This window comes from Roseiarcus sp., assembly GCF_049514155.1.
Taxonomy (GTDB): domain Bacteria; phylum Pseudomonadota; class Alphaproteobacteria; order Rhizobiales; family Beijerinckiaceae; genus Roseiarcus.
The window spans coordinates 1-11014 of record NZ_JBEKVH010000133.1 but is presented as its reverse complement, the minus strand read 5'-3'; the positions used below and the strand labels follow the sequence as shown (position 1 = coordinate 11014).

General features: G+C 69.1%; 17 protein-coding genes. 12 read left to right on the top strand and 5 right to left on the bottom strand.

The genetic code is table 11. The features are described 5' to 3' along the window. The 4 genes from coaA to ABSF49_RS16550 form a co-directional block, all read right to left on the bottom strand. Positions 1-842: type I pantothenate kinase (gene coaA / locus ABSF49_RS16565; protein ID WP_424113757.1), on the bottom strand; the 842-nt coding region annotated here is incomplete at its 3' end. After that, positions 839-1153, bottom strand: coding sequence for a phosphoribosyl-ATP diphosphatase (locus tag ABSF49_RS16560; RefSeq protein WP_424113756.1), 315 nt, complete (start codon positions 1151-1153; stop codon positions 839-841). The genes ABSF49_RS16560 and coaA, both read right to left, overlap by 4 nt. 296 nt (positions 1154-1449) lie before the next feature. Beyond that, on the bottom strand, positions 1450-1974 hold the full coding sequence (locus tag ABSF49_RS16555) for a hypothetical protein (RefSeq protein ID WP_424113755.1): 525 nt from the start codon (positions 1972-1974) through the stop codon (positions 1450-1452). A 128-nt stretch (positions 1975-2102) separates the two neighbouring features. Next, the gene (locus tag ABSF49_RS16550; protein ID WP_424113754.1) at positions 2103-2420 is read right to left on the bottom strand and encodes a hypothetical protein; all 318 of its coding nucleotides are present in this window, start codon (positions 2418-2420) and stop codon (positions 2103-2105) included. A gap of 351 nt (positions 2421-2771) precedes the next feature. On the opposite strand from ABSF49_RS16550, the gene hemN reads away from it, so the two are divergent. Further along, positions 2772-4133, top strand: coding sequence for an oxygen-independent coproporphyrinogen III oxidase (gene hemN / locus ABSF49_RS16545; RefSeq protein WP_424113758.1), 1362 nt, complete (start codon positions 2772-2774; stop codon positions 4131-4133). A 190-nt stretch (positions 4134-4323) separates the two neighbouring features. Here hemN and ABSF49_RS16540 read toward each other — a convergent pair whose 3' ends face one another. Beyond that, positions 4324-4482: a hypothetical protein gene (locus ABSF49_RS16540; protein WP_424113753.1), complete on the bottom strand. Its 159-nt coding sequence runs from the start codon at positions 4480-4482 to the stop codon at positions 4324-4326. Between the two features lie 217 nt (positions 4483-4699). Here ABSF49_RS16540 and ABSF49_RS16535 point away from each other — a divergent pair, with 217 nt between their 5' ends. From ABSF49_RS16535 to ABSF49_RS16485, 11 genes are all read left to right on the top strand, one after another. Then, positions 4700-4864: a type II toxin-antitoxin system HicA family toxin gene (locus tag ABSF49_RS16535; protein ID WP_424113752.1), complete on the top strand. Its 165-nt coding sequence runs from the start codon at positions 4700-4702 to the stop codon at positions 4862-4864. Further along, complete coding sequence (locus tag ABSF49_RS16530) at positions 4861-5316, top strand: type II toxin-antitoxin system HicB family antitoxin (protein ID WP_490363327.1); 456 nt, start codon at positions 4861-4863, stop codon at positions 5314-5316. Before ABSF49_RS16535 ends, ABSF49_RS16530 begins: the two co-directional genes overlap by 4 nt. Positions 5317-5452: 136 nt before the next feature. Beyond that, a complete protein-coding gene (gene ruvC / locus ABSF49_RS16525) occupies positions 5453-5956 on the top strand; it encodes a crossover junction endodeoxyribonuclease RuvC (RefSeq protein ID WP_424113750.1) in 504 nt (167 codons plus the stop codon). A gap of 13 nt (positions 5957-5969) precedes the next feature. Continuing rightward, complete coding sequence (gene ruvA / locus ABSF49_RS16520) at positions 5970-6581, top strand: Holliday junction branch migration protein RuvA (protein ID WP_424113749.1); 612 nt, start codon at positions 5970-5972, stop codon at positions 6579-6581. A 42-nt stretch (positions 6582-6623) separates the two neighbouring features. After that, a complete protein-coding gene (locus ABSF49_RS16515; RefSeq protein ID WP_424113748.1) occupies positions 6624-6836 on the top strand; it encodes an AbrB/MazE/SpoVT family DNA-binding domain-containing protein in 213 nt (70 codons plus the stop codon). Further along, a complete protein-coding gene (locus ABSF49_RS16510) occupies positions 6836-7216 on the top strand; it encodes a type II toxin-antitoxin system VapC family toxin (RefSeq protein WP_424113747.1) in 381 nt (126 codons plus the stop codon). Before ABSF49_RS16515 ends, ABSF49_RS16510 begins: the two co-directional genes overlap by 1 nt. Then, positions 7213-7788, top strand: a complete 576-nt coding sequence (locus ABSF49_RS16505; protein WP_424113746.1) for a hypothetical protein — start codon at positions 7213-7215, stop codon at positions 7786-7788. The genes ABSF49_RS16510 and ABSF49_RS16505 overlap by 4 nt, the downstream gene beginning before the upstream one ends. Before the next feature lies 1 nt (position 7789). Beyond that, positions 7790-8824, top strand: a complete 1035-nt coding sequence (gene ruvB, locus ABSF49_RS16500) for a Holliday junction branch migration DNA helicase RuvB (RefSeq protein WP_424113745.1) — start codon at positions 7790-7792, stop codon at positions 8822-8824. A gap of 75 nt (positions 8825-8899) precedes the next feature. Continuing rightward, a complete protein-coding gene (locus ABSF49_RS16495; protein WP_424113744.1) occupies positions 8900-9043 on the top strand; it encodes an oxidoreductase in 144 nt (47 codons plus the stop codon). Positions 9044-9602: 559 nt separating this feature from the next. Beyond that, positions 9603-10562, top strand: a complete 960-nt coding sequence (locus ABSF49_RS16490) for a site-specific tyrosine recombinase XerD (RefSeq protein WP_424113743.1) — start codon at positions 9603-9605, stop codon at positions 10560-10562. Next, complete coding sequence (locus ABSF49_RS16485; protein WP_424113742.1) at positions 10559-10867, top strand: DUF167 family protein; 309 nt, start codon at positions 10559-10561, stop codon at positions 10865-10867. The genes ABSF49_RS16490 and ABSF49_RS16485 overlap by 4 nt, the downstream gene beginning before the upstream one ends. Positions 10868-11014 lie beyond the last annotated feature (147 nt).

The following is an 11014-nucleotide window of genomic DNA, read 5'->3' as shown; positions in this document are numbered from 1 at the left end:
GGATCGCGGAACGCCGTCTGACGCAGGCGCATGAAGCGCTCGACGTACCATTTCTCCAGCAGCTCCTCGCTGGCGTCGAGGAACACCGAGAAGTCGAAGAAATCGGAGACGAACGGGATCTCGCGGCCCTCGCGCGACAGGCGGTTGGGCAGCAGCACGTTGAGACCCTCGACGATGAGGATGTCGGGCCGGTCGACGACGATCGTCTCGTCGGGCACGACGTCGTAGACGAGGTGCGAATAGACCGGCGCGGTGACGTTGCGCGTGCCCGCCTTGACCGCAGCGAGGAAGCGGATCAGCGACGCCCCGTCGTAGCTTTCGGGGAAGCCCTTGCGCGCCATCAGCCCGTCGCGCTCGAGCTTGGCGTTGGGGTGGAGAAAACCGTCGGTCGTCAGCAGTTGCACCTTGGGCGTGTTGGGCCAGCGCGTCAGCAGCGCCTGCAGCACGCGCGCGGTGGTCGACTTGCCGACCGCCACCGAGCCGGCGACGCCGATGATGTAGGGCACCTTGCCGTCGTCGGCGCCGAGGAAACGCTGCGTCGCCTTGAATAGGCCCTGCGTCGCCGCGACATAGAGCGCCAGCAGGCGCGACAGCGGCAGATAGATCGCCTCGACCTCGTCGAGCGAAATCGGATCGTGGGTCGACTGCAGCTTGCGCAGATCCCCGATCGTCAGCGTCAGTTCGGTGTCGGCGCGCAGCTTCGCCCATTCGTCGCGGGTGAAGTGGTGATAGGGCGAGGCGAGCGCGTCGAGCGGATGGGCGCGCGGCGTCGCCCCCTTGAGACGCTCCTCCTCCGCCTCGGCGGCGAAGAAATCGGGATAGGCCGGGCCGGGTCTGGTCACGCGCGTCGCGACGCCTTTTCTGCGAGACCGCTTTGCGCGGTGCGGCGCTCGAGCTCCGCCATCACGTCGGCGAGCGCCACGCCGCGCGACTGCAGCAGGACCAGCAGGTGGTAGAGCGCGTCGGCGGCCTCGGCGCGCACGGCGGCCGCGTCCTGGGCGACGGCGGCGATCGCCAGCTCGACCGCCTCTTCGCCGAACTTCTTGGCGCAACGCGGCGGCCCCTCGGCGAGCAGCGAAGCGGTGTACGAGTTCTCCGCGCCCGCGTCGGCGCGCGCGGCGATGATGCGAGCGAGGTCGTCGAGGGTAAACACTTTGGCGGCGTTTCCGGAGCGTCGCGATGCTGCAACGCATTATTGTGACCGGAATTTCGGCGGTTGTCGAGAAAAGCGCCCGCGAACGCGCTGCGACGATCGGCGGAGGGCAAAGGGCGAAGCGGAGGGCGCGGCAAAGGGGCGCGGCGGCGCGTCGATGTCATCGCGGATTTGCCGCCGTCGATCCCCTCACCCCTGCCCCTCTCCCTCCGGGAGAGGGACGCGATGCCGGCGAAGCGAGGCGAAACGAAGCGAAGGGAAGACGAAACGACGAGCTTCGTTTTCGCCCGCTTGGATCAGGATTGCGAAGCCTCGGCGCAATCGCTGGTTTCGCCGGATTCCGTCTTTTCAATCGCTTGGCCGGCGTTTTGTTTCGCCTGCGCCGCGACCGCGCGCGCGGCGACGATCTCGCGCGCCGCATCGAGCCGCGCCAACCGCTCAGTCATTTTCGCGACCGCGCCCTGTTCGCGGAAGAGCGGGTCGTCGAGGCGCAGCGGGCGGGCGACGAGCTTCGACAGCGCTTCGACCGTGCGCAGGTAGGCGGCCGCCGCGCTCGCCTTGCCGGCCTCGATCTGCCCGCCGAGCAGCTCGACCGCGCGCTCGAGCCGCGCCACCTGCATGAGAAGATAATCCTCGGCCGGATTGGCCCCGCGCCGGGCCAGCTCGGCTTGCACGATCTGCTGCACCCGCCGCACGCTGACGCCCTCGGCGGCGGCGACGTCGCGCGTCGATTGTCCCTCCATCAGCCGGGCGAACACGTGCCGGATGCGCGCGCGGCTGGCGACGGGGTTGCGGACGGGCGGTTTGACGGCGGCGGGCATGGCGGGGCTCCTGGAAGACGAAAAGGTATTGTAACTGTCTTTTCGTTTTTCAGAAAGAGATTGTCGCCAAGACCCGGGGGCCGCCTCGTCGTCATCGCCGCTTCTTGCGGGGACGAGGCCGGCAGCGGCTATGGGCAGACGCCGTTGTCGCTGTTGCAGACGGTCCACGTGGGACTCTGGGCGTTCTCGTGAATCGTGGCGCTGGTCTCGGCGATGGTCTGGTCGCCCATCGCCGCGCGGAACGCGTGCGGCCCCACGCCAATGTGCGAATAGCAGACCATGCCGGCGTTGGCCGTGCAGGCATAAGCCCCGTCGATCGAGAAGTTGAGCTGCATGTTGGTGTGATTGATGAAACTGAACTGGAACGACTTCGCCGCGACGGCGTCGCCGGTCAGCGACGGCGTCAGCGCCAGCGCGAGCGCGGCGCTCAGCAGCAGCTTGTTCATGAATGGTCCCCCCGACCTTCGGGCAAGCGCGCGCCGAAGCGTTTCGATCGGATTGGCGCGCTCAACGGCGCAGCCGCCGCCCAAACCGGCCGCGCCGACGGCTTCGTCTCGGCGAACGCCGCCTCCCCTCCCGCCCGGAAGCTCGACGTCTTTCGCCTTGGCGACGCCGCGAAGAGGAATACGCGCCGCGACGACGGGCGGGCGATTGAGCTGGGTCAAGCGAAGCGGCGGATTGGGCCGCCTTCTCAGCGGAAAGAACGCTGCCCTCCCCTTCCCCCGATCTGCTATGACCTTACCATGACCTTGACCTCCGTCAACGTCGCGCCGGCGGAGCGCGGCGACAAAGCGGCGATGACCGACGCTGAACTCGTCGCCCGCTACGACGGCCGCGTGCCGCGCTACACCTCCTACCCGACCGCGCCGCATTTCTCGGCCGCGGTCGACGCGGCGACCTATGCCGAGTGGCTCAAGGCGCTGCCGGCCGACACGGTTCTGTCGCTCTACCTGCATGTGCCGTTCTGCGACCGGCTCTGCCATTATTGCGGCTGCAACACCACGGTGGTGCGGCTCGACTCGGCGCGGCGCGCCTACGCTTCGCTGCTCGAGCGCGAGATCGCGCGCGTTGCGGCGCTGATCGGCCGGCGCGTGGCCGTCTCGCATGTCCATTGGGGCGGCGGCACGCCGACTTCGCTGCCGGGCGAATGCCTGACCGCGATCATGGCGCTGATCGGCGAGAAATTCGCCCTGACGCCCGAGGCCGAGATCGCCATCGAGCTCGACCCGACCTCGCTGCCGCCCGACCGCCACGCCGCGCTTGCCGACATGGGCGTCACCCGCGTCAGCCTCGGCGTGCAGGACCTCGAGCCGGCGGTGCAGGAGGCGATCGGCCGGCGGCAATCCTACGAGCAGACCGAGGATTGCGCCGCCAAGGCGCGCGCGCTCGGCGTCGGCTCGATGAACCTCGACCTCATCTACGGCCTGCCGCTGCAGACCGAGGAAAGCGTCGCCCGCACCGCGCGGCGCGCGCTGGCGCTCAACGCCGATCGCGTCGCGGTGTTCGGCTACGCCCATGTGCCGTGGATGAAGAAACACCAGCAGCTGATCGCCGAGGAGACGCTGCCCGGGCCGCTGGCCCGCTTCGCCCAGCAGCACGCGATCCATCGCGTGCTGACCGAGGAAGGCGGCTATATCCCGGTCGGCCTCGATCATTACGCGCGCCCCGGCGATTCGATGGCGGAAGCGGCGACGATGCGCAATCTGCATCGCTCGTTCCAGGGCTACACCGACGATTCGGCGCCGGCGCTGATCGGCTTCGGCGCCAGCGCGATCGGCTCGCTGCCGCAAGGCTATGTGCAGAACGCGCCGACCGCGCTCGCCTACGGCAAGGCGATCGAGGCGGGCGGACTGGCGATCGTGCGCGGCGTTGCGCTCACCGCCGACGACCGGCTGCGGCGCGACCTGATCGAGCGGCTGATGTGCGACCTCGAGGTTGATGTCGTCGCGCTCGCCGCAGCGCATGGCGCCGATCCCGCGCCGCTCACCACGGCGCTCGCCGGCCTCGCGCCGTTCGCGGCCGACGGCCTCGCCGATTGGGACGGCGCGCGGCTGAGGGTGAGCGAGAAGGGCCGGCCGTTCGTGCGCTCGGTCGCCGCTTTGTTCGACGCCTATCTCAGCCAGGCCGACGACAAGCCGCGCCATTCGCGCGCGGTGTGACGGGCCTTTCCTCAGACGCATCCTCCACACCCTCGTCCTGAGGCGCCGCGAAACGGCCTCGAAGGACGAGTCCAGCGAGCGCGTTAGCGCTGTCGACCCCTGGAGCGTCCTTCGACTCGCCTGCTTCGCAGGCGGCTCAGGATGAGGGGGGCGCGTGCAAGCAATTCTCGGAGGTGCGACAGCTCGTTGCCTACTCCGCCGCGTCGGCGTCGGGGCGGCCGCGACCGCGTTGGGCGATCTTCACCAGCGCCCAGGGTCCGAACACGATGACGACGAGACCGGCGAGCGTCAGCGCCAGCATGGGCCGGTTGGCGGGGTCGGCGAGGATCGTCCAGAGGGGATCGGGCATAGGCTCGGGCTCGCCTTTCAGTCACATGCACTCAAGGGCCGCGAAGCGGGCGAGCGCAAGGCTTCGATCGAGACCTCGGTCGACCGCGCGAGATTTCTCGGATTGATTGACCGTCTTGGCGAGTTTCTTGACCAATCGCACATATGTGTGCGATAATTAGGCGATGAGGGGCCACGAATTCGAACGGAAAATCAAGAAGCTTGGTCGCCAACGAGGAGTGTTTGTCGCTTTCGACGCAGCGCACGGCAAGGGCAGTCATGGACGCCTCTATTTCGGCGAACGATTCACGACGCTGAAGGATCGCAGCAAGGAGATCGGGCCGGGGTTGCTCAAGGCGATGCTCGAACAGTTGGGTCTGACGCGCGACGACATCGAGGAATGAAAATGGCGTTTGGCTATCAATATACGCTCGAGCGTGAGGACAATGGCTGGTGGCTTGTGCGCTTTCCCGGCGTTCCCGAGGCGTTGACCGAAGGAGAAACGGAAGCGGAAGCGCGGGCGAATGCGGCCGATTGTCTGATCGCCGCGCTCGAGGGCTATATTCATGCAGGAAAGCCGATGCCGCGTGGAGGCGCGGGCCATTCCGGCCCCGACCGCGCGGTTCTTCCCTCGCTGGTGACGGCAAAGCTGGCCGTTCATGAAACAATGCTCAGCCGCGGTTGGTCTCGAACGAAGCTCGCGACTGAACTGGGCGTCAGCGAAAACGCCGTGCGGCGTTTGCTCGATCTCCGCCATAATTCGCACATGTGGGTTATTGACGAAGCCTTGGCGCGCATGGGCAGGAGCCTGTCGATCGACTTGCCTGCGCCGGGCGCCAGCGGAAGGGCGGCGTAGCGCTGGCGTAAGCGCGATATTCGAATAGCCTTCCGGCCCGTCGGGGCGCGTTCTCGCCGTCGGGCCCCGTCCGATCTACCGCCTTCTCGGCAAGGCCCTGGCCACGGCGCCGCCTGATGGCCTATGAGATCATTCCATGAACATCGGGCCGATTCGCATCCTCGGCATCGACCCCGGCCTGCGCAACACCGGCTGGGGCCTGATCGAGGCTGCGGGGACCCGGCTGACCTATGTCGGCTGCGGCTCGATCCACACCGACGCTGGCGATTCGCTCGCCGAGCGGCTGGCGCTGATCCATCGCGCGATCGCCAAGCTCGTCGACGACGAGCGGCCGGCCGAGGCGGCAGTCGAGGAAACCTTCGTCAACCGCGACCCGCAATCGACGCTGAAGCTCGGCCAGGCGCGCGGCGCGGCGCTGGCGGCGCTGGCCTTGATGGAGCTGCCGGTCGCCGAATACGCCGCCAACCTGATCAAGAAGACGGTGGTCGGCGTCGGCCACGCCGAAAAGGCGCAGGTGCAGATGATGGTCAAGATGCTGCTGCCCGCCAGCCAGGCCAAGTCGCCCGACGCCGCCGACGCGCTGGCGGTGGCGATCTGCCACGCCTCGCACCGTACGGCGCGCGCCAGAGGCGCCGCATGAAGGAGCGCGCGGCATGATCGGCAAGCTCAAGGGCATCGTCGAAGAGATCGGCGAAGAGGAGCTGGTGCTCGACGTCGGCGGCGTCGGCTATCTAGTCGCCGCCTCGGCGCGCACGCTGCGCGCGCTGCCGGCGGCCGGCCAACCGGCGGCGCTGTTGATCGAGACCCAGGTGCGCGAAGACGCGATCCGCCTCTACGGCTTCTTCACCGCAAGCGAGCGCGACTGGTTCCGCCTGTTGCAGAGCGTGCAGGGGGTCGGGGCCAAGGTCGCGCTCGGCGTGCTCGGGACGCTCTCCGGCGACGCGATCAGCTCGGCAATCGCCCATCAGGACAAGGCGGCGATGGCGATGGCGCCCGGCGTCGGGCCCAAGCTCGCCGCGCGCATCGTCCACGAGCTCAAGGACAAGGCGCCGGCCTACAGCCTCGCCGACCTCGGCGGCGCGATCGCCGGCGAGGCGGCGTCGAAGCTGCCGAAGGCCGCCGCCGACGCCACGCTGGCCCTGGTCGGTCTCGGCTACGGCCGGCCGCAAGCCGCCGTCGCCGTCAGCCGCGCCCTCGCCGCTCTGGGCGCTGAAGCGCCGACCGCAGCGCTGATCAAGGCGGGCCTGAAGGAGTTGGCGCAGTGACGTGTTTTACGATATGATCATCGATCATAAGAAGGTAAAATCATGACCGCCGTGTCGACGATCTCGCCGAAATATCAAGTCTCGATTCCCAAGGCCATGCGCGACCAACTGCGTTGGCGGCCCGGCCAGAAACTCGCCTTCATTCCCAAAGGCAACGGCCTGCTGATGATTCCGGTTCCGACCCGCGAAGAGTTGGTTGGAATCGCACGCGGCGCCGACGTTGACGATTATCGCGACCGAAACGATCGCTACTGATGCGCGTCGTCGACACATCTGCATGGATCGAGTGGCTGCGTGACTCGGAAGTCGGACGCAAGGTCGACCCGGAGATTCCTGTGCAGGAGGCCTGGATCGTGCCGACGATCGTGCAATACGAGCTGGCGCGCTGGCTCACCCGTCGGGTCTCCGAGGAAGCCGCGGGCAGCGCGATCGCGTTTTCGAACGAGTGCGTGGTGACGCCGTTGGATACGACGCTGGCGCTCAAAGCGGCCGAGGTCGCCAGCGCGCATGCGCTCGCGATGGCCGACGCGATCATCTACGCGACGGCGCTCGAATCCGGCGCCGATCTCTTGACCTGCGACGCGCATTTCGCCGATCTGCCGGGCGTCGTCTATCTCGCCAAGAGCGCGCCATGAGCGAACGGCCCCGCCGCTTCTTTCTGGCGCTGATCGGCTTGACGCTGCTGTTCGCTGCGTTCGGCCCGGCGATCGGCGGCGTGCTGTTCGCGCCGATCGTCGTTCTGCTGGCGGCGCCGCATGGGGCGGAGGCGGCGGGAAGCGTCGGGGGATTTGCGGCCGTGTTCGGGCATGGACTGGCGCTGGTCTTCGCCTATGTCGTCGGAATCGGGCCGGCGGCGGCGGCGGGCTTCGTCTATGGGCTGTGGGACGCGGCGGCGCCGGCCGGCGCGCCGCGCGCGCTCGCCGCGGCGATCATCGGCGGCGCGATCACCTATTGCGTCTTCTTGTGGTTCGCCTCGATCGGCGCCGCTTTCGAAGCGAGCGTCGGCGCCGACGTCAGCGCCGAGTTCAGGACGTGGATCGAACCGTGGTTTCCGCGCGGATTCGACGGGACGCTGCGCGACGGCCTGATCGCCTGCGGCGCCGTCGCCGGCCTTGCCTGCGCGATGGCGGCGAGCCTGATCGGCCTGACGACGCAGGGCGCGCTCGCGCCTGCGCCCGCCCCGCCGGCGCCCTCGGGAGGTGGGTGAAATGACCGCCCCGCCCACCCGCCTCGTCACCGCCGAAAAGCGCCCTGAAGACGATCCGGCGCTGCGCCCGCAGACGCTCGCCGACTTCGCCGGTCAGGAGGGGGCGCGCGCCAATCTCAAGGTGTTCATCGAATCGGCCAAGACGCGCGGCGAGGCGCTCGACCACGTGCTGTTCGTCGGCCCGCCCGGCCTCGGCAAGACGACGCTGGCGCAGATCGTCGCGCGCGAGCTCGGCGTCAACTTCCGCGCCACTTCCGGTCCGGTGATCGCCAAGGCGGGCGACCTCGCCGCCCAGCTCACCAATCTCGAGCCGCGCGACGTGCTGTTCATCGACGAGATCCATCGCCTCAACCCGGCGGTCGAGGAAATTCTCTATCCGGCGATGGAGGACTTCCAGCTCGACCTGATCATCGGCGCGGGGCCGGCGGCGCGCTCGGTCAAGATCGACCTGGCGAGATTCACCCTGATCGGCGCAACGACCCGCGCCGGCCTGCTGACGACGCCCTTACGCGACCGCTTCGGCATTCCGATCCGGCTCAATTTCTATTCCATCCCCGAGCTCGAGGGGATCGTGCGGCGCGGCGCGCGGGTGATCGGCCTGACGCTCGCCGAGGAAGGCGCCAACGAGATCGCGCGCCGCTCGCGCGGCACGCCGCGCATCGCCGGCCGCCTGCTGCGCCGCGTGCGCGATTTCGCCGTGGTCGAAAAGGCCAAGACCGTGACCAGGACGATCGCCGACCGGGCGCTGAAGCTGCTCGACGTCGACCAGGCCGGCCTCGACCAGATGGACCGGCGCTATCTCGAAACGATCGCGCTCAGCTTCGGCGGCGGGCCGGTCGGGGTCGAAACAATCGCGGCGGCTTTGTCCGAGCCGCGCGACGCGATCGAGGAGATCATCGAGCCCTATCTGATCCAGCAGGGGCTGGTGCAGCGCACGCCGCGCGGCCGGCTGCTGACCCCGCACGCGTTCCGCCATCTCGGCCTCGCCGAACCGCCGCGCGAGGCGGCGGCGCCGTCGCTGTTCGACGAGGAGTGAGGGCGTGAAACGTGATAGAGGTTCCGTGATCGCGTCGCGGCCGGCCGGCGCAACGAGCGAGCATGGACTGGACCCTTGCCAAGCCTGATCCGCTTCATCGTCACCGTCGGCGCGCTGGTCGGCCTCGTCTATCTCGGCATGCTGGCGCTGGTCGCCAACGTCAAAGTGCAGCCGCGCGAGATGACCCAGATCGTGACGCTGCCCAAAGCGAACCCATGAACGCGAGGTCGCAGGGGCGCTCAGATGAAGCGCCGAGGCCGCCGCGCTTCGCGCCGCTGGAGAGTACGCGAAGGTTCGCCCCGTCACGAAGGTCGCGACACTTCGCCCCGTCGACCTCTTGGAGAGCCTCTCTTTCCGATCGTCGAGGCCTGTCAGGGACCTCGGCCGCTTCGCGGCGGCCCGAAGGGCCGTCCTTGACAGGCCTCGACGATCGGAAGTCCTGCTTCCAAGAGGTCGACGGCGCCCTCTGCGGCCGGCTTACGCGACCGCGCGCTCCAACCCCGTCGTCATGGCTGGCCTTGTCCCCGCCATCCTCGCCGTCGTGTGAGGCCCAGCGTTGGAAGTCGAGCGCTGCGGATCGCGCAGGGCGTCGACGAGGCCCCAGAACGCGCGTTGACGCGACCCCTGGAGCATCCTTCGAGGCCCTCGCTAACGCGAGGGCGCCTCAGGATGAGGCCCGCGTAAAACCAAATGCAGAACGCTCTAAAAACAAGCAGCCTCGCGTCGCCGCCTCGATGGCCGGGTCAAGCCCGGCCATGACGAAGGGTGGGGCGACCTGATGACGCCCCGCCCTTCCCCCGCCGCCAGCCTCGTCCAGTCGTTTCTCGACGCGATGGCGGCGGAGCGCGGAGCGAGCCGCAACACGCTCGACGCCTATCGCCGCGACCTCGACGACTACGTTGGCTTCCTCGCCAAGCGCAAGCGCGACCCGCTCGCCGCGACCGGCGCCGACATCTCCGCCTTCCTCGCCGCGCGAACGGCCGCCGGCCTCGCGCCCGCTTCGCTGGCGCGGCGGCTCTCCTGCGTGCGCCAGTTCCACAAGCATCTCTATGTCGAGCGGCGGCGCGACGACGATCCGAGCTTGACGATCGAAGGCCCGCGCCGCGGCCGGCCGCTGCCCAAGACGCTGACCGTCGCCGAGGTGACGAAGCTGATCGACACCGCGCGCGAGGGCCTCGACGCGCCCGAGCGCCCGGCCCGCCAGCGCCTCGCCGCCTTGCGGCTCGCCTGCCTGATCGAGCTCGCCTACGGCTCGGGACTCCGCGTCTCGGAGTTGGTCGCGCTGCCGAAATCGGCGGCGCGGACCAAGGAATCGCTGATCGTCGTGCGCGGCAAGGGCGACAAGGAACGGCTGGCGCCGATCTCAGCGCCGGCGAAGGCGGCGATGCGCGCCTATCGCGACCGGCTGGCCGAGGTCGCGCCGGGCGCGGCGGCGGGTCCGTGGCTGTTTCCCGCCGACAGCGAGAGCGGCCATTTGACGCGGCAGGCGTTCGCGCGCGACCTGAAGACGGTCGCCGCGGCGGCGGGGATCGGCGCCGAGCGCGTCAGCCCGCACGTGCTGCGCCACGCCTTCGCCAGCCACCTGCTGCAGAACGGCGCAGACCTGAGGATCGTGCAGGACCTGCTCGGCCATTCCGACATCTCGACGACGCAGATCTACACCCACGTGCTCGACGAACGCGCCAAGGCGATGGTGCGCGACCTGCACCCGCTCGGCGACAAGGACGACGAGCGATGAGCGCGGCGCCATGGCGCGCCACGCCCGACGGCGTGGTCGTCGCCTGCCGGCTGACGCCGAAGGGCGGCCGCGACGCGATCGACGGCGCGGCGACGCTCGCCGACGGAACGCGCGTGCTGCTGGTGCGCGTGCGCGCCGTACCCGAGAACGGCAAGGCCAATGACGCGCTCATCCGGCTGATCGCCGACAGGGCCGGCGCGCCCGCCTCGCGCGCGCGGCTCGTCGCCGGGGCCAAGAGCCGCCTCAAGCAGGTGGCGATCTCCGGCGACCCGGCGGCGCTGATGGCGAAGTTGGAGCAGGGGTAAAACCCCTCTCCCTCCGGGCTACGACATTCACACATCTCGACCGACGGGGCCGGTGGATGCCTGAACCGTGCTCGGCGTCAATGGCGCTTCGCGCCCGCTACGCGGGCGGCCTTCGGCCGCCATTGACCCCTGCGCGCGGTTCAGGCC